Annotated in this window: 19 protein-coding genes and 1 other RNA gene; 2 read left to right on the top strand and 18 right to left on the bottom strand. The window is 56.1% G+C overall.

Features of this window, described 5'->3' with window-relative positions; genetic code table 11:
• Positions 1-2: 2 nt before the first annotated feature.
• The 15 genes from HNQ59_RS01520 to HNQ59_RS01450 all read right to left on the bottom strand — a co-directional run bounded on the left by HNQ59_RS01520 (position 3) and on the right by HNQ59_RS01450 (position 11,714).
• Positions 3-1,436, bottom strand: a complete 1,434-nt coding sequence (locus HNQ59_RS01520; RefSeq protein ID WP_184034264.1) for a transglutaminase domain-containing protein — start codon at positions 1,434-1,436, stop codon at positions 3-5.
• A gap of 39 nt (positions 1,437-1,475) precedes the next feature.
• Positions 1,476-2,048, bottom strand: a complete 573-nt coding sequence (locus tag HNQ59_RS01515; RefSeq protein ID WP_184034261.1) for a glycine zipper 2TM domain-containing protein — start codon at positions 2,046-2,048, stop codon at positions 1,476-1,478.
• Positions 2,049-2,295: 247 nt separating this feature from the next.
• The gene (locus tag HNQ59_RS01510) at positions 2,296-2,892 is read right to left on the bottom strand and encodes a glutathione S-transferase family protein (protein WP_184034258.1); all 597 of its coding nucleotides are present in this window, start codon (positions 2,890-2,892) and stop codon (positions 2,296-2,298) included.
• A gap of 168 nt (positions 2,893-3,060) precedes the next feature.
• Positions 3,061-3,528: a GNAT family N-acetyltransferase gene (locus HNQ59_RS01505; RefSeq protein WP_184034255.1), complete on the bottom strand. Its 468-nt coding sequence runs from the start codon at positions 3,526-3,528 to the stop codon at positions 3,061-3,063.
• A complete protein-coding gene (gene pip / locus HNQ59_RS01500; protein WP_184034252.1) occupies positions 3,525-4,478 on the bottom strand; it encodes a prolyl aminopeptidase in 954 nt (317 codons plus the stop codon). Before pip ends, HNQ59_RS01505 begins: the two co-directional genes overlap by 4 nt.
• A 35-nt stretch (positions 4,479-4,513) precedes the next feature.
• Positions 4,514-5,317 carry a sulfite exporter TauE/SafE family protein gene (locus tag HNQ59_RS01495; RefSeq protein ID WP_184034249.1) on the bottom strand — a complete coding sequence of 268 codons (804 nt, stop codon included), beginning with the start codon at positions 5,315-5,317 and terminating at the stop codon, positions 4,514-4,516.
• Complete coding sequence (locus HNQ59_RS01490; protein WP_184034246.1) at positions 5,317-5,775, bottom strand: EVE domain-containing protein; 459 nt, start codon at positions 5,773-5,775, stop codon at positions 5,317-5,319. The genes HNQ59_RS01495 and HNQ59_RS01490 overlap by 1 nt, the downstream gene beginning before the upstream one ends.
• A 60-nt stretch (positions 5,776-5,835) precedes the next feature.
• Positions 5,836-6,657: a MipA/OmpV family protein gene (locus tag HNQ59_RS01485; protein ID WP_184034243.1), complete on the bottom strand. Its 822-nt coding sequence runs from the start codon at positions 6,655-6,657 to the stop codon at positions 5,836-5,838.
• A gap of 161 nt (positions 6,658-6,818) precedes the next feature.
• Complete coding sequence (locus tag HNQ59_RS01480) at positions 6,819-7,937, bottom strand: ABC transporter substrate-binding protein (protein WP_184034240.1); 1,119 nt, start codon at positions 7,935-7,937, stop codon at positions 6,819-6,821.
• Between the two features lie 82 nt (positions 7,938-8,019).
• Positions 8,020-8,658: a 5-formyltetrahydrofolate cyclo-ligase gene (locus HNQ59_RS01475; protein ID WP_184034237.1), complete on the bottom strand. Its 639-nt coding sequence runs from the start codon at positions 8,656-8,658 to the stop codon at positions 8,020-8,022.
• Positions 8,659-8,670: 12 nt separating this feature from the next.
• Positions 8,671-8,850, bottom strand: a non-coding RNA gene (gene ssrS, locus HNQ59_RS01470) — 6S RNA.
• 154 nt (positions 8,851-9,004) lie between these two features.
• Positions 9,005-9,307: a cell division protein ZapA gene (locus tag HNQ59_RS01465; protein ID WP_184034234.1), complete on the bottom strand. Its 303-nt coding sequence runs from the start codon at positions 9,305-9,307 to the stop codon at positions 9,005-9,007.
• Complete coding sequence (locus tag HNQ59_RS01460; protein WP_184034231.1) at positions 9,304-9,507, bottom strand: hypothetical protein; 204 nt, start codon at positions 9,505-9,507, stop codon at positions 9,304-9,306. The genes HNQ59_RS01465 and HNQ59_RS01460 overlap by 4 nt, the downstream gene beginning before the upstream one ends.
• Positions 9,508-9,663: 156 nt before the next feature.
• Positions 9,664-10,527, bottom strand: coding sequence for a sterol desaturase family protein (locus HNQ59_RS01455; protein ID WP_184034228.1), 864 nt, complete (start codon positions 10,525-10,527; stop codon positions 9,664-9,666).
• A 140-nt stretch (positions 10,528-10,667) separates the two neighbouring features.
• The gene (locus HNQ59_RS01450) at positions 10,668-11,714 is read right to left on the bottom strand and encodes a Glu/Leu/Phe/Val family dehydrogenase (RefSeq protein ID WP_184034225.1); all 1,047 of its coding nucleotides are present in this window, start codon (positions 11,712-11,714) and stop codon (positions 10,668-10,670) included.
• A 750-nt stretch (positions 11,715-12,464) separates the two neighbouring features.
• On the opposite strand from HNQ59_RS01450, the gene HNQ59_RS01445 reads away from it, so the two are divergent.
• A complete protein-coding gene (locus tag HNQ59_RS01445; protein WP_184034222.1) occupies positions 12,465-12,905 on the top strand; it encodes a metalloregulator ArsR/SmtB family transcription factor in 441 nt (146 codons plus the stop codon).
• Between the two features lie 115 nt (positions 12,906-13,020).
• On the opposite strand, the gene glpK is transcribed toward HNQ59_RS01445, so the two are convergent.
• A complete protein-coding gene (gene glpK, locus HNQ59_RS01440) occupies positions 13,021-14,508 on the bottom strand; it encodes a glycerol kinase GlpK (protein WP_184034219.1) in 1,488 nt (495 codons plus the stop codon).
• A gap of 196 nt (positions 14,509-14,704) precedes the next feature.
• Here glpK and HNQ59_RS01435 point away from each other — a divergent pair, with 196 nt between their 5' ends.
• Positions 14,705-15,463 carry a DeoR/GlpR family DNA-binding transcription regulator gene (locus HNQ59_RS01435; RefSeq protein WP_184034217.1) on the top strand — a complete coding sequence of 253 codons (759 nt, stop codon included), beginning with the start codon at positions 14,705-14,707 and terminating at the stop codon, positions 15,461-15,463.
• An 8-nt stretch (positions 15,464-15,471) separates the two neighbouring features.
• Here the strand turns inward: HNQ59_RS01435 and HNQ59_RS01430 are convergent, their stop codons facing one another.
• Positions 15,472-18,750 carry a PAS domain S-box protein gene (locus tag HNQ59_RS01430; protein ID WP_184034214.1) on the bottom strand — a complete coding sequence of 1,093 codons (3,279 nt, stop codon included), beginning with the start codon at positions 18,748-18,750 and terminating at the stop codon, positions 15,472-15,474.
• 268 nt (positions 18,751-19,018) lie between these two features.
• Positions 19,019-20,074: a DNA polymerase IV gene (gene dinB / locus HNQ59_RS01425; RefSeq protein ID WP_184034210.1), complete on the bottom strand. Its 1,056-nt coding sequence runs from the start codon at positions 20,072-20,074 to the stop codon at positions 19,019-19,021.
• Between the last annotated feature and the right edge of the window lie 54 nt (positions 20,075-20,128).

Genomic DNA, 20,128 nt, shown 5'->3' with positions numbered 1-20,128 from the left:
GGCTATTCCTGACCGGGTTGGCAGGTTGTGAACCCCGTCGGTTGAACTTGGCTGGTGGCAGTGAAACTGGCCAGATTGTAATACTGGTCATCCGAATCATTGAATTTGGCTAAAAGCAGTGTTGTCCCACTGATCTTTGCCTTGCCCTCATACACACCATGAGCGCGGCGGGTCAACTTGACCCATGGGCTGTTGCCAGTTGCCACCGAAACCTCGCGGGCAGTGGGCAGCCCAATTGCAAAATCCACCGTGTCATGCAAAGTCAAATCACTGCGTAGCGGCGAAATGAGCGTGCCAGCATGTTCCCGTAGTGTCACAAAGTGCACAGGAAACAGAAATGGGCTGCCTTGGGCAAAGACCAGCCGATAGCGTAGTGCCTGGGTAAACTGATGCCCAGCTTCATGCTTGCGCTTGGCGAAAATACGTAGCAGATACTCGCCCGCTTGCGGTGCATTGACCAGAATATGATGCCGCCCACCTAGCCGCTGAATGAAGGTCTGCTGCTCAAAGTGTTGATCACCTTGTTCCAGGCTGGTTGTCAGATAGACATCCTCGGGTGTGGTAAGGGTGACCCGCCAGCCGCTGCAGTCCACCTGGATGCGATAGTCCAATGCGCTGATGTTGCCTAGCTGATACTGATAATACGCCGCAAAGGGGCGAATTCGTTTGACGAATTCCGCCAGCGTGGTCTGACCTGGCGCCCGCCAGCGTGGCTCTTGCGCAAAATGGGTGTCAGCCAGATCGGCAGGCTCGATCAGGAAGTACTGTGGTGAGAATTGCCTCCTGAAACGCCCGGCGTCGTCGAGTCCGCCCGCTCCCCAAGTGGGCTCGATCAAGTACCAGTGATCGCCCAGCTGGATGCCGATCCAATCATGATTGGCATCCTCAAAGGGCTCGCCGTCGCTGTGGGCGACATCTTTGGCGTAGCCCCGAATGGTGGTGACATTGAGCCCCATCAGCTTGGCCAATGCCGTGAACAGATTGGTGTACCCGGAGCACACGGTCTTGCGTCGTTTGAGTACCGACGCGGGTTTCAGATCACCATAGTGGCCAGAGAAAAAGCCATCGGTATCGTATTCGATGTTTTCTGCCAACCATCGAAAAATGGCTCTGGCGCGATCTACATCATCTCTGGCACCCTGGCTCAAATAATGGGCCAGGGTCTCAGGTGACTCCATGGTCGGTGTGGGCGCTGCCAACACATATTGGTCGATTTGGCTGAAATCCCGGTCTGCAAAGGGAGAGGCGGCCCAGAGCGCACTTGATGCCACCAAGGCCACCAGCCCCACACCGCACCACCGGCACCATGCAAAGCCGTGTCGGAACGAATAGCGACTACGCAAGGCAGAAGGCTCCTCGCAGTGATGTCCGGGCTGCACTGGCATGGTTTGGCTGCCTGCGTTGAATCGAATGGTGGGGCGGTCTGTCGATACCATGCATTTCAACGTGAACCATGCAACCGTGCCAATACCACCCTAACGCGCCTGGATGGCCTGGCCGTTTACCTTCACTTTGTCTCCAGCCTTGAACTGGGCTTGTTCGTGAGCGGGCTCCGGGCGGATGGTCACGGTTTTACCATTGGCCAGCTTGACCTCGTATTCATAGGCTTGTTTGGTCTTTATGTGCTCTTCCAGTTTATAACCGGCATAGGCGCCGCCCGCCGCCCCGGCTACGGTGGCGACTTTATTGCCATCACCCTTACCGACCTGCTTGCCCAGCAGCGCACCCGCCACGCCACCGGCAACGGCACCCAGCGCGGAGCCTTCGCCCTTGATTTCATACGTGTTGGCACTGATCACGGTACCGCAATCGCGGCATTTGGCATCGGCTTCCTTTTGCTTGCGCGCATCACTCAGGCTGGCCTGCATGGTGGATTTGGCCTCGCGCTTGCATGCCGCCTGTTCTGCCTTTGGTTGTTCACCACAGGCTGTCAGGGCGGCTTTGTAATCGGCATCGATCTTCTGCTTGGCCATATTGAAATCGGCATTGGCATCTGCCCAAGCCAATTGACAGCAGAGGCAGAGTGCAGTGAGGAGTACAGGCTTCATGGTGTGTACCTCATGAGAATGCGGGCAAGCCAGGAATCGACGGTCTTGCCGAAGCAGCGGCTATCAGGGGGTGGTCAACAAGCGACGACGTGGGAGGGGAGCCCCGGCGAAGGCCTGGCCACCTGGAAGCGATCTGCAATATGGCTGGAAGCCGGCTTTGGGCAATGCTCGGGAGCCTACGATACATGGTGGCCCCCGCGCTGCTCGCCACCGACTGACAGCCGCGCTCGATTCTGCAAGCCGCTTCTTACATCGGAATGTGCTTTGGCTGTTGCGTGACCCGGCTCATCCAAGCCCGGATAGCGGGGTAGTTGTCCAGCGAAAAGCCACCGTCCTCTGCCTTATGAGTATAGGCATAGAGTGCAATGTCTGCGATCGAGTACTGGTTGCTGACAAAGAAATTATGTCTGGCCAGATGTTGTTCCATCACGTCCAGCGCCTTATAGCCGTTGACGATGCAATTCTGCAGCTCTTGTTCCCGGCTGGCTGGGCGGCCCGCCAGTTTGACGATGAACCGTGCAACGGCGATATAGGGCTCGTGGCTGTATTGCTCGAAAAACAGCCATTGCATCACCTGTGCCTGTTCCAGCTTGCTTTGCGGCATGAGCGGCGTGCCTTGGCCCAAGTAGTACAGAATGGCATTCGACTCTGGCAGAAAGGTCTGCTCATCGATCTGCAAGACCGGCACTTTGCCATTGGGGTTCATGCGCAGGAACTGCGACGTGCGTTGTTCCCCACCACGCAGGTCAACCTCATGCCACTCGAACGGAAGGCCAAGCTGGGTCAAGGCCAATTTGACCTTGTAGCAGTTGCCGGAAAGGGACATGCCATAGCCTTTCAACATCGCACTTCTCCTGAGTTTGGTGGATACGGTTTCATAGCTTGCGCTGAATTGGTTTTGGGAGCAAGACCGGTGCAGGGCATGCCATGAGGAGAACCTCAACGGAACCGGATGCCCTGCCCGACAGGGTTGAAGCGGCAGACAACTGATCTGCACCAGCAGCGTTTTGCATCAAAAAGACAATGACAGGGTCTGCTTGATCGGGATGAAGCCGAGCCGTTGATAGAGCCGTTTGGCCTCCTGATTGTAGTCATAGACATCCAGCACCAGCTCATGAATGCCCTGCGTCGCCAGATGGTGACGCATGTCGGCAAATAAGGTGCCGGCCAGCCCCTGCCGCCGGTAGGCGGGTGCGATGAAGATATCCATGATCTGACCGAAAGGCGCGAAGCCAGGCAAGTCGGGCTGATGGCAGCGCAATACACAGAAGCCGACAGGTGTGGGGCCTGCGCAGGCCAATCTGACTGTGAGTTGATGTTTGGCCATCCAGTTCGTCACCGACTGCTCATCCATCGGCCTCGGGGGCAGATGGCCAAACACCTCTGGTATATGCTCGAAATGGGCCAGGCTGCTTTCGTATCGGAACAATGCGACTGCAGGCCAGTCATCCGGCACTGCCCAGCGTGTCGATAGTGTCATGCAAGCGTTTCCTTGAATCGCTCGCACGCCTTGACCAGTTCGCTGCATATGCCTGGCTCCCACGCCGCATGGCCTGCATCATGCACAACGATGTATTCTGCTTCGGGCCAGGCTTGATGGAGATCCCACGCGGTGATCGGGGGGCAGACAATGTCGTAGCGCCCTTGCACGATGACTGCCGGGAGATGCCGGATGCGACCAATGCTGTCGAGCAGATGGTTGTCTGGCTGGAAGATCTTGTTCATGAAGTAATGGGCTTCGATGCGGGCCAGACCCAACGCGACATTGTCGTCGTCAAAGTGGCTGGAAAGCAGGCTTTCATCAGGCAACAGTGTGCAGCACGCGCCCTCGTAATGGCTCCAAACCCGTGCTGCAGGCATATGGATGGCCGGATCAGGATCGGTCAGGCGGCGATAGTAGTTCGTCAACAGATCCGACCGCTCTTCAGCAGGTAAAAACTCGGAGAACGTTTTCCAGTGATCAGGGAAGATATTGCGGATGCCATGCATGAACCAATCGATTTCACTGTCACGACACAGGAAAATACCCCGCAGCACCAGGCCCAGCACCCGTTCTGGATGAGCCTCTGCATAAGCCAGCGACAGGGTTGACCCCCACGATCCACCAAAGACCAGCCATTTGTCGATGCCCAGGTGACGGCGCAGGGCTTCGATATCAGCAACCAGATGGCCTGTCGTGTTGTCTTTCAGCTCACCCAGTGGGGTGGAGCGCCCGGCACCTCGCTGATCAAAGACCACGATGCGGTAGAACGCTGGGTCAAAAAACTGGCGGTGCTTGGGGCTGGAGCCCGCACCCGGCCCGCCATGCAGGAAAACGACCGGCACACCCTGCGGGTTGCCGGATTCCTCGAAATACATGGTATGGATGTCATCCAGCTTGAGCATGCCTTGGTTGAAAGGGGCGATGGGAGGATAGAGTTGGGTACGCATGTCGGGTATCTCGTGATGTTGTTGTAATCGATCTATCAGAGCATGTCCGCCAGCATTTTGCTGCCAACGGCCAGCAAGAGGACGGCGAATGCTTTTTTCAATTGCGCCACCGGCAATGTGTGGGCTAACTTGGCGCCTTGCCCGGCCATCAGCACGCTGGTGATCACAATACCAGTTAGCGCGGGTAAATACACATAGCCCAGGCTACCCATTGGCAGGCTGGGCTGAGCCCAGCCGCTGGTGATATAGCCCGCCGCCCCGGCCAATGCGATGGGAAAGCCGATGGCTGCGGATGTTCCGATGGCCTCATGGATTTTGACATTGCACCAGCTCATGAATGGCACTGACAGCGAGCCTCCGCCAATGCCAACCAGGCTGGATACGCTGCCTATCCCCAATCCCACGCCGGTCATGCCTGGGAGGGTGGGCAAGCCCCGGCTGGGTTGCGGCTTGATATTCAACAGCATTTGCACCGCGACATAAAAGATGAACACGATGAAAAACCACTTGAGGGGCGTGGTGGGCAGGGCTCCGGCGATCTGGGCACCAAGAAATGTACCGACCAGGATGCCTGGCGTGATCCGCCGCACAATCTGCCAGTTGACGGCCTGTCGGCCATGATGGGCGCGAATGCTGGATAGGGATGTGAACAGAATGCTGGCCAAGGAAGTCCCCAAGGCCAGGTGGAGCGGATCGTGAAACCCCTGCTGCTCGAAGCAGAAAACCAGCATTGGGACGATGATCAGCCCGCCTCCTACGCCCAGCAGGCCCGCGAGAAAGCCTGCCCCGATACCGATGCCCAGGTACGCCCACATGAAAATCGAAAGGAAGTCAGTCATCAGCCGAGTCGCGCCTCGATGAATCGCCAATGTCCCGGGTCCACTGGTGTGATGGATAGGCGATTGCCTTTTTGCAGGACGATCATCGTGGCCAGCTCTGGTAGCTGCCGCATCTCCGCAAGTGCCATCAGCCGTGTCTTGCGGACAAGTTGCACATCGACATTCAGCCAGCGTGGATTGTCCCGGCTCGCCTTCGGGTCGAAGAAACGTGAGCTTGGGTCGAATTGGGTTTCATCAGGGTAGGCTTTCTTGCTGATCCGCACGATGCCTGCGATGCCGGGTGCTGCGCAGCTGGAGTGGTAAAACAGGGCCAGATCGTCCACCCCCATTTGATCACGCATGAAATTACGTGCCTGATAGTTACGTACGCCATACCAAGCGACCGATTGATTGGGTAATGCCGCCAGATCATCGATTGAACAATCGTCGGGCTCGCTTTTCATTAGCCAGTAGCGCATGGCTGAATCTCTCCTGTTCAAATGTTGCCAGTGAGCGGCTTGGCAGCTCTGCAACTCTGCCTAATCGGCTGCATCGACCATCTGTCTTGATTGACCCAGCACCCAGGCGACGCCCAGCCCAGCGCTGACGGTGTGGCGTTGCTTCAGCAACGGGCTGTCGTCAAAGGCGGCACCTTGCAGATGGTCGGTGCGGACAAAGGCACCCAGCCAGACCTGGCCAACACGCTTTGAGGCAGACCAGGTCAATTGCACGCCATCATAGCCTGATCTGCCTTGATAGGCTGGCCGCTCACTGGTGGCATGGGCGGGCGCCACGCCATAGAAATAATCCTGATAGGCGCGGCTACTGTAGCCGGGCCCAAACTGCAGGGCCGTATTCCACCCTGCTGTCGATGCCTGCGCAGGCCAATCCAGATTCAGCCGCAGACCGGCGGTCATACCAATGTAGCGTGGTTGTCGTTGCAAGGTATAGGCGGCTCTGATCGGCAGATGCAATGATGGCGTAGCACCCAGCCAGTTTGTGTCTGACAGGCGCAGCTTGGTCACCATGCCAAGCTCGGCCAAGGGGTTGAGGTCGGGCATGCCGGCGCGGGCGTGGTTGTGCTTGCTGTTCACGGGGGGCGTGCCATTGCCGCTCAGCTCGATCTGCCAAGTGGGCTGGTCGATCAGCACGCCTCGTATCGCGTTGCGATCAACTTTCAGACGGTCGCCGCGATAGACGAAGTAGGGGATGGGAAGCAGATAACGGCTGCGTTCGTCCGAGCCGCGATAGTCGGGCAAATCGATGGCGGCCACGCCCAGCCCAGCCTCCCATAGGGGTGCTTCAGCGGCCAGACTGGCGTTGGTCACGGCGATGCTCAGTGTGAGGATTAGTCGCTTCATGGCGAGGCCAGCCGATCAAGGTGATGGGTGACGACTTTGCCGCAAAATAGGGGGGGCCGACAAGGCACAGATGAGGCTGATGACAAGGGGTGACCTGTCACGACCGGTTTCCGCTGGCGGGGCGGTGGCGCCACGTCAACGGAAACGGGAGCTGGTCATGATCAATTGGTCAAGACGCCAGAGCGGCTGAAGACCGCCAGATCGACATAACGCGAGCCGCGTTTGGCATCGCTGCTGAAATCGAGCAGGTATCCCCCCAGGTCGAGGTGGCGGGTGGTGGTCAGAGCCTTGGCCACCTGTTGTGGATCTTGGCTGCCGGCTTTGCGCAATGCCTCGACGAGATATTTGGCCGCGATGAAGCCCTCCAACGTAGCATAAGAAGGGGCTTCGTCACGGTATATCTTCATGGCTTTGATGTGCTCACGCGCAATGGCGGTGGTCGGGTTACTGGGGGATGGGATCACAGTGGTCACGGCAATCCCCTGTGCTGCCTGAGGCGTGCCCAGGAACTCCTGCAGGGTCTGGTGGTTGATCGAGGACAGTGCGAAGAACATCGTGCCTGGGCTGACCTTCCGGTATTCACGGACGAAGTTGGCAGTGGCAATGGTTGGTGCCGCCAGAATGACGGCCTGTGGCTTGGCTTGCCAGATCTCCTTGACGGATTGATTGATCTGCTGGCCGGTGTAGGCCACATGTGCCAACAACGGTTTCTTCTCGCTGGCGAGTGCCTGTTCGATTGCTTTCATGCCCGCGCGGCCAAGGCTGTCGTTGCCATGGAACACAGCCAGCTTCTCCAGACCATTGTTGATGGCCATGCGGATGATCTTGCGTGTCTCATCCTCAAGCCCTGCTCGGATATGAAAGATACGCGTGGTGTCCGAAGACACATTGAGCCCAGTGTAAGGGGCAACCAGAGGAATACCACTCCGATTGATGCGAGGCGTATTCAGCATCGCAGTCACACCATCATTACCCAGATAACCGAACAGTGCGGCGGGCTGGTAATCATCAATCAGCTGATTGGTCAGCTGGGTGGTCAGCGCAGGGTTACCTTGGTCGTCCCGAAACACATGTTGGATGCGTCGCCCATCCACCCCGCCTTTGGCGTTGATCGAGTCGAAATAGACTTTGGCGCCGGTCATGTAGTCTTTCCCCGTGTCGCCATTGGGGCCGGATAGATCCAATACTTGCACGATCGTGATGGATGTGGGCTCCGCCCATGAGGGAACGGTGAGCATTGTGACGAGCAGCGCGGCCAGCAGGCGCAATAGCATAGTCATGTTTCAATTCCTTAAATAACCGATCTGATAATTATCAATGCCGAATGTTGCATTGATGTTTCAGCAAATATCTGTTTCAGAATTACTTTGCGCGGTTATGACGGAATTTGGTATATGTTGACTCAGTGAGTAGGAAATCCAATGGCATATCCCAGGGCTCGCGAGGGACGCGGCTGACACGCTGACAGTCGAACGCAGCCCCGATCAGGACAGGTTTCTTCCAGCAGCTACGCAGCCGCCGAAAGGCCAGGGTTGTATCGTAAAACCCCCCACCCATTCCCAGGCGGAAACCTTCCTGATCCACGCCGACCAGCGGTACAAAGATCAGATCCAGCTGACGAGCGCCGAGGGATTGTGGGGCAGCGATTTCCGGGATGCGGTAGCGGTTGAGGTACCAGGCATGGTCGGCATGGATGCGGGTGAAACGCATCAGCCGGTTACGGGCGGGTGGCACGACCGGGAGGTAACACTCGCACCCCATCCACAAAGCCTGGTTGATCAGGGGCAAGAGATCGATCTCGCTCGGCATCGGAATATAAAACCCAATGCGGCGGTAACGCTGTAACAAGCCATGCTTGAGCGCACGTCGTAACAGCTGGTCAGCGGCAAATTGTCGTTGATTGGCAGAGTAACGCGCTCTGGCTTGTTTGAGTTCGCGTCTTAATCGTGATTTTTCGAGCAGGGCGACCTGATGGTCTGGGACAGGATCAGCAGCGATCATTTTGTGTAAGGAAAGCCCCCCGCCTGTGCCGTACGGCCTTCATCTTGAACCGTAAGGTTCAAGGGGGTTACACACCGAACCCATCAGGTGCATCGCTGGGCGACGCTCACAACAGGGCATCAAGGATTTGCAACCAGTTCTACTATATTGGTTCAAAGAATATTAGACCTTGAACGAACACCGCAGGGGACCTGAATTGATTCTATCATCGTCAGAACCATTCCCCAAACCTTCATTTTGGTTTTTTTGGAAGATGGCTTCCGACGTGCCGGTAAGAGATTGTTAGCATGTGGAAAGTGGCTGGTGGGTGGGATGGATGAATTTTCACCAGCCGGTTACCGATCAATCAGAACAAGCGATTTTGCTCCAACATGGCCTGGTCGATGACTTCCTGCATGTGTAGCAGGCGTTGACGGAACTCCGTCATGCCCACGTCCGTGCCTGACATTTTCATGCTGAGCATTTCATGAGCGATATTCAGTGCCGCCATGATGGCAATGCGGTCGGCGCCGACCACTTTGCCATCGCGCTTGATGGATTCAATGCGGCCATCGAGTAGATCGACGGCCATCATCAGTGATGCTTCTTCCTGTTCGGGGCAGGCGATCCGAAAATCACGCCCCATGATGGTGATGTCGAGGTTTTTCATTCCGCAGAGGTTTCTGGCATGGATTGCAGCAGTTGTTCGATACGCATTTTGGCGCCCTCCACCTTGTCATTCAGGCGGCGGTTCTCCTCTTGCGACATCTCAAGCGCTTGGCGCAATTCGTTGTTTTCTTGACGTAAGTGCTGGCAGAGGCTCGCGAGCTGGTGGATCTTGGCTTCGAGCTCGTTGAGTTCATTTTTCATGGGCGCAAGTCTAGTAGGCGCTCATAACCACGTCAACCTCGGCATCTCCAGGGTTCTTGTGGTCAGATCGGTCATCGGTGGAACCAACGTCTTGGAATGCGTACATATGATGGTGCCGGGCCAAATTGATGTGGTGGCTCACAAGGTCAAGTTCCGTTATATAACATCTGAGGCCTGTTTGGGCGGTATTTGTCCATTGGGCTGATCGCGGGACCATTCTGGCGGTTTCCACAAGAACCGCAGATCATGATATTGCCAGGCGGCTTGGAGCATGTCCCGCCACTCATGAAAGGTCAGCAGGAGCGGGTTATGGCTATGGATGGGGCGGATGATTCCATAGTCTGGGGGGGCGACTTCTGCTTCAAAGGTTCCAAATAGTCTGTCCCAGATGATCAGCACGCCTGCATAGTTCTTATCGATGTATTGTGGGTTGCGGCCATGATGCGCCCGGTGATGGGAGGGGGTGTTGAAGATCCACTCGACCCAGCCAAGTTTGCCGACGGCCTGGGTATGCACGAAAAATTGATAGGCAAGCGACAGCCCTACCGCCAGGATGACCCACTCAGGCGGAAAACCAACCCACGCCAGAGGCAGCCAGAACAGCCACATGCCGGATAGCGGATAGGTGAGGCTTTGTCGGAAGGCCGTCGAGAAATTCATCCGTTCGGATGAGTGGTGGACGACATGCGAGGCCCACATCCAGCGAATGCGGTGGCTGGCACGATGAAACCAGTAGTAGAGGAAATCCTGCAGGATGAATAGGCAAACCACCCCCCATGGATTGGGCATGGCAACCCATTGCGGACCGTGCTGGTATACCCACAGATAGGCGGTTTTGACAAAGGCCCATAGAAAAAGGGCATCGGATGCCTGATGCATCAAGGCCAGTGCTGCATTGGACAAAGTATCGCGCCAAGTATACATGGCGCGTTTTCCATGCCAGTACCAGGCTTCGATGGCGATGGTCAGCACAAAAATCGGCGCAAGTGCCAGTAGGATGAGTCCAGGATCGATTGCCATACGTTTCCCCTTGGCAGTGTGCGCGGTGTGGGAATCGTAGTCAGTGACAGGCAGGCTGTCGATGTGGAATCGCGCCACCTGGATGGCGCGATCTATCAAGCGGCGCGTGGTCTGCGATGCTGCTCAGGCAGGGAGGGTAATCATGCCGTGCAGGTTTCCTGCTGCTTGAATCGGGCCTCCGCCATTTGATCCGCAATCACACTGGTGGACTGGCCTGCATGGTCAGCACGTTCAAAGACCTCCAGCAGCGTGTGGTGGATACGCCGTACGTGGCTGTCCACATCTGCCAGCGATTTGCCAAGGTAGTCATAGCAAACCTTGATGATGCCTCCCGCGTTGATGACAAAGTCAGGGGCATACAAGATGCCCTTGTCGCGTAGATCAGCGCCCAGTGCTGCTGTTTTCAACTGATTGTTGGCGGCGCCCGCGATGATCTTGCACTTCAGACGCCCCAAGGTGCCGGCATTGATGGTGGCGCCCAGTGCGCAAGGGGCGTAGATGTCGGCATCGACATCATAGATGGCGTCAGGCGCGACGACATCGGCTTTCAATTCGGTTTTGGCGCGTTCCAAAATCGCGGTGTCGATATCGGTCACGATCAGCTTGGCACCTGCATCATGCAATTGCTGGGCATAGTGCCAGCCCACATGGCCCAGGCCCTGCAACGCAACCGTCAATCCTTCAAAATCCGAGCGGCCCAGTCTGTGTTGAATGGCGGCCTGCGCACCAACAAAGCAACCCAGTGCGGTGAAAGGCGAGGGATCGCCATTCTCTTGCGATGTGCCCAGCACAAAGCGCGTGGTCTTATTGACTTCACGCATGTCAGCAGGCGACGTGCCGACATCTTCTGCCGTGATGTAACGCCCGCCCAGGCGTTGAATGGCTTCGCCCAAAGCCTGGAACAGTTCGGGTGACTTGTCCGTTTTGGCATTGCCGATGATGACCGTTTTGCCGCCGCCAATGGGCAATTGTGCCACGGCATTTTTGTAAGTCATGCCACGGGCAAGCCGCAGTGCATCGGTCAACGCATCGTCATCATGTGCGTACGCCCACATCCGGCAGCCCCCCATGGCTGGCCCCAGGTGGGTATTGTGAATTGCAATGATGGCTTTCAGGCCGGTCTTGGCATCGTGTGCGTAGACCACTTGTTCATGTTGGTCAAAATCGACGTGTGTAAATACGGACATGTCTGCTCCTCGCGGATCCATCGTCAATACCGAAGCTGATAGGCGCGTTGACTACATCTGGCTGAATTCGAATGGACAGCTTGGCAGATGATGCAACGTCAGACCATGCATCACCAGGAGAACAAGGTGGGTATTTGAAACAACATATGATGGATTCCACAAAAATTGTGTTTTTGGGCATGCGCCAATGGTGTAACGGGAAGCCATTGACGACGTTACATGATCGATTGTGTCGTCCATGCCCCATCATCATACGATGCTGACTTGTTGGCCGCAATCTGCGGGGCGTTTGGGGGGGCTTGCTTGTGCGTGCAGGGGGGGGGATTCAGATGATCTGGATGTGTCTCGTTGGCTTGTTTCTTTTAGGCATACATACAGACGTAATCATTTTAAAGTGTCACATCAAGTGAATGATCGACTGGATGACAAGACAGCGGCATGGTCTGAGTGGGGACGTATATTTGCTTTCTTCTATATGATTTCATTGATATTTTTTCATGTTTTCGATGCATGGCGGGATTCGTAATGGAAAATTTCCATATGGATTGTTCCGACCTTTGGATGACTACGCTCAACCATATGTCGGAGCCATTTTCAGACCTTTGTCGGATTGTGCCGATGCACAACAAAGGGTTGAATGCTAACCATGGAGAAGCAAATGAATGACCCCGATGTGGTATTGGGGTTCTCACTGATTTTAAAGCTAAATATAGCTTACCGATTGGGGCGGTTTCCCCTGGAGACGAAATCATGATCAACGCCGACGATGTCTTCGATGTTCTGGCCGACACCACGCGCCGCCGTATGCTAGCTCTGTTGATGGCAGAGGATGAATTGAGTGTAGCTGAGTTGTGCTATGCCATTGATTGCTCGCAACCTAAGGCATCCCGGCACCTTGCAAAGTTGCGCGATGCGCGTGTGGTAAGTGTCCGCCGTGACCGCGTATGGAAGCATTACCGCCTACATCCACAACTGCCTGCCTGGGCTTTCCAGGTGTTGCAGACCATGACTCACAGTGGTGAGCAAGCATCCATGCTGGGGCGCGACTTGAACCGCTTGGCCACGATGCCCGATCGTCCGATCGGCGCGGAACATGCACGTGCAACACCGCAGTCTACCAATGTTGAATACCTGCCGGTTCGTGCAGCGCCTGCTACGCCGAATAGCGTCACGCCAGCGCCGACTGTCTAATCTGCTGTGTGCCGTCATCGCTATTGATTGCCATCGTGTGTGAGTTTGTCAGGTTCTGTTGAGGCCATATCGACAGAACCTGTTGGCTGGTGGCAACCACTGCCGTGCAACCTGCTCAGGTACGGCTACGTGTACGCGAGACGGCATCCTGCCAGCCCCGATACAGCGCCTCCCGGCGCTGTTCGTCCATTTCGGGCTCAAAGGCCCGTTCCAGTTGCCACAAGGCAGACAATTCATCAAGTGATTGATACAGGCCGATGCCCAAGCCCGCCAGATAAGCGGCGCCCAGCGCGGTTGTCTCGGTGACCCTGGGCCGCTCGACCGGTACGGTCAGCATGTCGCTCAGAAACTGCATGACCAGATTGTTGGCAACCATGCCACCATCCACCCGCAGTGCCTGCGGCAGGCTGGCGCCATCGGCCCGCATGGCTTCGAGTAGATCACGGGTTTGATAGCATACCGATTCGAGTGCGGCGCGCACGATGTGGGCGATGCCCGAGTCGCGTGTCAGGCCGACAATTGAGCCTCGGGCCAGTGGGTCCCAGTAGGGGGCGCCCAGGCCCGTGAATGCCGGTACCAGATAGACTCCGCCGGTAGTAGCCACCTGCCTGGCCAGCGCTTCAGTTTCGCCAGCGTGGTTGATCAGCTTCAATGCATCGCGCAACCATTGCACAGCCGCGCCAGCAATGAAGATGCTGCCCTCCATGGCATAGATGGGTTTGCCATTGAGCCGATAGGCGATAGTGGTCAGCAATCGATTCTTGGACTGGACAAACTGCTCGCCAGTATTCATCACCATGAAGCAGCCGGTGCCATAGGTGCTCTTGATCATGCCAGGGGCAAAGCAGGCTTGGCCGACAGTGGCAGCTTGCTGGTCACCTGCCACTCCTCGAATCGGTAGCCGCACGCCAAATAACGATTCATCGGTCAGACCAAAGTCCGCGGCGCTGTCCTTCACCTCTGGCAACATGGAGGCAGGTATGTCAAATAGGGACAATAGCTCCTCATCCCATTGCTGAGTACGGATGTTGAAGAGCAGGGTGCGTGCCGCATTGGTCGCGTCGGTGGCATGTACGCTACCGCCTGTCAGCCGCCACAGCAAAAAGCTGTCAATGGTGCCGAATGCCAGCTCCCCCCGCTCTGCGCGATCGCGTAAGCCGGGTACGTTGTCGAGAATCCAGCGGATTTTGGTTGCGGAGAAGTAGGGGTCCAGCAACAGCCCGGTCTTTTGCGCCAGCATGGCTTCGCATTCCGGGCTATAAAGGGCTTGGCAGAGGGGGGCAGTGCGCCGGTCTTGCCAGACGATTGCATGGTGCACGGGTTTGCCGGTTGCGCGATCCCAGACGATGGTGGTTTCGCGTTGATTGGTGATGCCAATGGCAGCGATGCTGCCTGGGGTGACGCCATGTTGGTTGAGTGCGGTTTGGCAGACTTGAACCGTATGGCGCCAGATCTCCTCTGGATCATGTTCCACCCAGCCTTCCGCTGGAAAGTATTGAGTCAGCTCGGCTTGCGACCTGGAATGCTCGACCCCTTGCCGATCAAACACGATGGCGCGGGTGCTGGTTGTTCCCTGGTCGATGGCCAGTAAAAAAGCTGACATACTTTCCTCCGTTTTCATTAATGAACATATTTGAAGGGTATTTTGGCACAATCCAATCAGGCCTGTCGGTGCATTTGCTTGAATGTCGGCCATCTATCGGTAGAATCAGAGTAACACCATTTCCAAAGCCCTGTTCCATTGGTTGCATGGGTTGGCAGGGGCTTTGGAAATGGTGAACTTAATCTATGGAGGATTCATGCGACAACCACGTCATGAGAAGATCGTTCAGTTGGTCAAACAACACGGCTATATGTCGATTGAAACGCTGGCCAAAGAGCTAGATGTCACGCCGCAGACGATCCGGCGTGATATCAACATGCTTGCTGAATCTGGCGTACTCAAGCGGTTTCATGGCGGCGCAGGGAATGGCTCCAGCGTACAGAATGAAGAGTACGCAATGCGAAAAGTATGGAATCAAACTGAAAAAGAACGAATCGCCAAGCTAGTGGCGGCCAATATTCCAGACAATGCCAGCCTGATCATGAATATCGGCACCACGGTAGAGACAGTGGCGCGAGCACTGTTGGATCACAAGTCATTACGGATCATCACCAACAACCTGAATGTGGCATCGATTTTCGGCAATCGTCAGGATTTTGAAGTCATCATCGCTGGCGGGGTGGTGCGCCCGGTGGATGGCGGTATCATTGGCGAAGCGACCATCGATTTCATCCGTCAGTTCAAAGTGGATTTTGCGGTGATCGGGATTTCTGGCATTGACGATGATGGTACGTTGCTGGACTTTGATTATCGTGAAGTGCGGGTGGCGCAAGCCATTGTGGAACATGCGCGCCAGATCTTTCTGGTGGCTGATCATGGCAAGTTTGGGCGCAATGCCATGGTGCGCATGGGGCACGTGAGCCAAGTAACGGCATTATTTACAGATCAGCGCCCGTCCGAGCGCCTGGTGCAAGAGCTGGAGGCAGCCGAGACCGCGCTCTATATCGCTGAGTAGCCTGCCGGTCAGCTGGCCTCGTCGTCGTCTGAGCGGTTTTCGAACTCGATGTCAGTGGGTTGCGATGGGTCAGGAGGCGGAAGTGTGAAGGATATCTTGGCGCCTTTATCCATTTCGCCCTCGGCCCAGACGCTGCCGCCATGCCGATGGATGACTCGCTGCACGATGGCCAGCCCGATCCCTGTTCCCTCGAATTCACTGGCATCGTGCAGGCGCTGGAACGCACCAAACAGGCGGGCGGCATTGCGCATGTCAAAGCCCGCGCCGTCGTCTTTGACATAATACACACGCTTGCCGAAATCTTCGTAGACGTTGAATTCGATAGTTGCTTCGTCATGTTTGGCGCTGAATTTCCAGGCGTTGCGCAGCAGATTTTCCAATACGATATGGATCAAGCGCTCGTCCGCATTGGCAGTGAGCGTTGATGGGCAGATCCAGTGGACACGGCGATCGGGTTCGGCGAATCTGAGATCGCTGATGATCTGATTGGCGATGGGAGCCAGATCGATTTCGTGGACGTTCAACCGTTGCCTTGAAATGCGTGAAAGGTTGAGCATGTCGTCAATCAGGTGCGACATACGGCCCGCTGAGTTGACGATGCGTCGCAGGTAGTCCTGACCATTTTCATCCAGTTTGTCGGCGTAATCCTCCTGCAAAATGGTGCTGAAGCCGCCAATGCTGCGCAATGGCGCGCGGAGGTCATGTGACACGGAATAGCTGAATGATTCCAGCTCACGCATGCTGGCTTGAAGTTGTTCAGTGCGTTGAGCAACCCGTTTTTCCAGCTCGGCGTTCAGCTTCCGGATCTCGGCCTCGGCTGACCGCCGCATGGTGACATCGACACCGACGGCAATGATATCGGCTGCGTCGCCTTCGCCGGTGCGGGGGCCTGTGGTTTTCCAGATCAACATGCGGGCTTCGCCGCTACGGGAGAAAATGGTGTGCTCCATTTCTCCGCTGCCTCGCTTCAAAAATTGTCCCACCAGGTTTTCATCGATGTCGGATGCGAATACGTCACGCCAAGTGCGGCCAATGGCGTCTTGTGGAACATTGCCGGTGATGACTTGATAAGCCTGATTGATACGGCGGATGAGCCCGTCTGTGCTCATGCTGCAAATGATGGCGGGCGAGTAGAGGAGCACCCGTTCGATGTAGCGTTGTTCCTGCTTCAAGGTGGCCTCTGCTTGTAATCGCTCAAGCTCGGCGGCAGTACGGGTGGCAATGATGGTCAGCAAGGTGGTTGCTTGGCTGGGGTCGCTGATGGGTTTGTCATCCATGATGGCCAAGCTGCCGATGACGTCACCGCGGCCATTGCGCAATGACACACTGACCAAGGACTGGATGTTCATTTCCGCCAGGCGGAAATCGGTTGGGAAGCGTGTTTGTACTTGATCAGCATAGACACACACCTTCTGATCGATTGCCAGCTCCGAAGGGGTGCCTTGAACCTGGTATTCGATATTGGGCAGCAGTCTGGTTCGCTCGGCGCGCGCCAGGGTGTGCGTCATGCGGTAGTTGCCTTTGTCGGAGGAGTAAGAGCCGATGACGGCGTAACGTATGTTCAGCGCACGCGCAAGCTCGACCACTAATGTGCGGAAGAAGTGTTCACCCACAGAGGTCGATGTCACCCTGAGTACGGTCTGCACCATGGCCTCGGCCCGGCGTCGGTCGGTGATGTCGATATTGAGGCCGACGATGCGAGGGGTGCCATCGCTGTTCCGCTCCATCAGCATATAGCCACGTATATAACGAATGACGCCATCTTGCCGCACGATACGGAATTCAGTATCAATGGTGCCGCCCATGCGCTGTATGGTGTCCATTTCGGCCTGGATGCGTGGTCTGTCTTCCGGGTGGATGGATGCAATCCAGCCATCCACAGACACCTGCTGGCTGGGGAAACCATAGATTTCGACCATGATGGGATCGCAGTCGAGCAGATTGTGGGAAACGTCCCACTCTGCGATGCCAATGCAGACCGATACCGTCAGCATCTGCCAGCGTTCCGTCAAGCGCGCCAGCTCTCGCTCCGCATCTTTGCGTTGGGTGACATCACGGGCGAATGCAATCATCAACTCCGATTCCTGCATGGACATCAGCTTGGTGCTGATCTCGACAGGCAGTATCTCGCCACTGGCGCAGCGCAGTTGGGATTCGATGTTGCGGGTGTAATCGGCGCGTAGGTGCTGGTAGTGCTGGATATAGGTGATCAAGGGCAGGTTGGGCGCGATATCCGTCAGATTGCTGCCCGTCAGTGTGCGGCCCGTGTACCCCAACCGCTGGCTGGCGGTGTCGTTGACATATTGGAATCGGCCATTGCTGTCCAGTGCAAACACCATGTCCGGGCTGGCATCGATGATGGCTTGTGCTCGTTGCCAACGGAATTCTGTTTCAGCCAGAGCGGTGAAATGACGACCCAGCCACCACCAGACAAACAGCAACCCCAGCAGGATGGTCAGACCCAGTAAAGCGTACCCGTTGGCCAGATCCCGCCATTCGGCCAGTGCCGCTGATTGTTCGACACCGACGATCGCAATCAAATTGGAATGTTCGAGCTGTTGAATGACGCCAAAGAGTTTGAGCTCACCCGGCTTCAATTGATCATTGAACAGATAGGGCTGCCCAACCGGATGATGTTCCAATAACTTCACAGCATTGATTTGTGTGGAGTCCTGCGGCGGGGAGTAGAGCATGGGATAGCGGACCAGCATTTCGCCGTCGGTGCGCACCAGCATCAATACAAAGTTGTTAGGTAATTTCAATGAATCCAGCCAACCTTGCAAAAAGCGATAATCCAGCGGTGCGCTCAAGACACCGGCAAACCCGCTGTTGGCCGTTTCGATCCGCCGCCCAATCGGGATGACGGGCAGGGTGTCATATCGGATGGCGGTCTGCCGCCCGACATATATTTGATCGCTGCGATTGTTCTGCAGAAAGCGGAAATATTCACGGTCGTTGATGACGACTCGTCTGGCTGGTAATTCATGAGATGACCCGACCAAGACCCCACGGTTGTTGTAGACCATGAAGCGCAGCACAGACGGTACGCTATGGTGCAGCTCAACCATGCGCCGGTGCAGCGCCTCCTCCGGTCCATTGATCATGTCGGCTAATTCACCGTTCTTCAAAGTGGGATCGGTCAGCTGCCACAGGCTCTTCAGGGTATTGTCGATCTGCAGACTCAGGTGGCTGGCCAATAGGCGATTGTATTGGTCGATATCCTGTCTGGCGTGTACATAGGCGTACCAGATCAGCCAGCCGGTGATCAGAAGGGTGCAAAGCACCATGAGCAGTATCAATCTGCCAAAGTGGCCGCGCAATCGGCTAAGCTGATTGGAAGGTGGGGTCATACAGACGAAGCCTGCCTATTATGATTTTTCATGCCCACAATACATTTCCACCCCGGTCTACAGATCAGGTGCCAGCTGAGAGCAGGGGCCTTGAATGGCATGGGAACATTATAGGCTCGCCTGCCATTTGTTTCACGTCATGATATATGTCATGACAATATGCTGCGTTGCGTTGTCCTGAGCCCTGAAGCTGCGCCAACAGTGCCTAGAACAGCGAGGGCTGGATATCGTCGTGTTGTATCACAAACCGGACACCGATACCCACTAGTCTGACGGGCTGGTGGCGCCGCTGGTGGCATATCTCACACATTTGGTTATAGGTATTGAGATCCGGGCTGGTAGCGGCCAGTTCCATGGTGGTTTGGCTAAAGTCGGCAAACTTCATCTTGAAGTAGGCTTTGTTGACGCGGTAACGGGTCTCGACACGGGCCAGCCGTTTCAGTAAGTCGTCGAACAAGGCGGGTAGCTCGGCCTTGCATGTTGCGGCATCGGGCAGGTCGGTGACAAAGGTGGTTTCGACAGAAAGCGATTTGCGAGGCTCGTCGGTAACAACTTCCCGCTCATCGACTCCATGCGCCAATTGCCACAGGCGCTCACCAAAAGCGCCAAAACGATGGCTGAGTTCGGTTGGGCTCAAGCTGCGCAAGTCTTCGCAGGTGAACAGCCCCATCTTGTGCATGCGCGCTTCGGTGACTTTACCCACGCCGAACAACTTCCCGACCGGTAACACTTTCACAAACGCATCCACCTCTTGCGGGCGGATCACAAATTGCCCATCGGGTTTGTGCCAATCGCTGGCGATCTTGGCCAGGAATTTATTGGGTGCAATGCCCGCCGAGGCTGTGATGCCGATTTCCTCGCGGATGCGCTGACGGATTGCCTCCGCCATGAAGGTCGCACTGCCCTGACACAGCCCGACCCCGGTGACATCCAGATAGGCTTCATCCAGCGACAAAGGCTCGATGCGATCGGTAAAAGACTCGTAGATCTGGCGAACTTGCTTTGACACCGCCCGGTACCGGTCAGCGCGTGGGCGGATCAGAATCAGCTTCGGGCATAGTTTCAGCGCCCGGCTGGTTGGCATGGCAGAGCGCACCCCGAAAGCCCTTGCCTCGTAATTGCAGGTGGCAATCACTCCGCGCGCTTCCTGTCGGCCACCTACCGCGATCGGCTTGCCGCGCAAGTTGGGGTCGTCAAGCATCTCGATGGCGGCATAGAAACAGTCGCAATCCACATGGATGATTTTGCGCTGGGGTGGCATGGCCGAGGCAATAAATCTGAATAAAAATGCAGTGCCATGAAGTATAAAGGCACT

Source organism: Chitinivorax tropicus, from assembly GCF_014202905.1.
GTDB classification, from domain to species: domain Bacteria; phylum Pseudomonadota; class Gammaproteobacteria; order Burkholderiales; family SCOH01; genus Chitinivorax; species Chitinivorax tropicus.
The sequence above is the reverse complement of the archived record's forward strand: the minus strand, read 5'-3'. Positions and strand labels throughout refer to the sequence as shown.

Excerpts from the sequence above, each read along its gene's own strand:
- HNQ59_RS01435 (WP_184034217.1), top strand. The coding sequence starts at position 14,705 with ATGCGACAACCACGTCATGAGAAGATCGTTCAGTTGGTCAAACAACAC.
- glpK (WP_184034219.1), bottom strand. The coding sequence starts at position 14,508 with ATGTCAGCTTTTTTACTGGCCATCGACCAGGGAACAACCAGCACCCGC.
- HNQ59_RS01520 (WP_184034264.1), bottom strand. The coding sequence starts at position 1,436 with ATGGTATCGACAGACCGCCCCACCATTCGATTCAACGCAGGCAGCCAA.
- dinB (WP_184034210.1), bottom strand. The coding sequence starts at position 20,074 with ATGCCACCCCAGCGCAAAATCATCCATGTGGATTGCGACTGTTTCTAT.
- HNQ59_RS01515 (WP_184034261.1), bottom strand. The coding sequence starts at position 2,048 with ATGAAGCCTGTACTCCTCACTGCACTCTGCCTCTGCTGTCAATTGGCT.
- HNQ59_RS01460 (WP_184034231.1), bottom strand. The coding sequence starts at position 9,507 with ATGAAAAATGAACTCAACGAGCTCGAAGCCAAGATCCACCAGCTCGCG.
- HNQ59_RS01480 (WP_184034240.1), bottom strand. The coding sequence starts at position 7,937 with ATGACTATGCTATTGCGCCTGCTGGCCGCGCTGCTCGTCACAATGCTC.
- HNQ59_RS01485 (WP_184034243.1), bottom strand. The coding sequence starts at position 6,657 with ATGAAGCGACTAATCCTCACACTGAGCATCGCCGTGACCAACGCCAGT.
- HNQ59_RS01430 (WP_184034214.1), bottom strand. The coding sequence starts at position 18,750 with ATGGTGCTTTGCACCCTTCTGATCACCGGCTGGCTGATCTGGTACGCC.
- HNQ59_RS01505 (WP_184034255.1), bottom strand. The coding sequence starts at position 3,528 with ATGACACTATCGACACGCTGGGCAGTGCCGGATGACTGGCCTGCAGTC.
- HNQ59_RS01465 (WP_184034234.1), bottom strand. The coding sequence starts at position 9,307 with ATGAAAAACCTCGACATCACCATCATGGGGCGTGATTTTCGGATCGCC.
- HNQ59_RS01455 (WP_184034228.1), bottom strand. The coding sequence starts at position 10,527 with ATGGCAATCGATCCTGGACTCATCCTACTGGCACTTGCGCCGATTTTT.
- HNQ59_RS01495 (WP_184034249.1), bottom strand. The coding sequence starts at position 5,317 with ATGACTGACTTCCTTTCGATTTTCATGTGGGCGTACCTGGGCATCGGT.
- HNQ59_RS01510 (WP_184034258.1), bottom strand. The coding sequence starts at position 2,892 with ATGTTGAAAGGCTATGGCATGTCCCTTTCCGGCAACTGCTACAAGGTC.
- HNQ59_RS01475 (WP_184034237.1), bottom strand. The coding sequence starts at position 8,658 with ATGATCGCTGCTGATCCTGTCCCAGACCATCAGGTCGCCCTGCTCGAA.
- HNQ59_RS01450 (WP_184034225.1), bottom strand. The coding sequence starts at position 11,714 with ATGTCCGTATTTACACACGTCGATTTTGACCAACATGAACAAGTGGTC.
- HNQ59_RS01490 (WP_184034246.1), bottom strand. The coding sequence starts at position 5,775 with ATGCGCTACTGGCTAATGAAAAGCGAGCCCGACGATTGTTCAATCGAT.
- pip (WP_184034252.1), bottom strand. The coding sequence starts at position 4,478 with ATGCGTACCCAACTCTATCCTCCCATCGCCCCTTTCAACCAAGGCATG.
- HNQ59_RS01445 (WP_184034222.1), top strand. The coding sequence starts at position 12,465 with ATGATCAACGCCGACGATGTCTTCGATGTTCTGGCCGACACCACGCGC.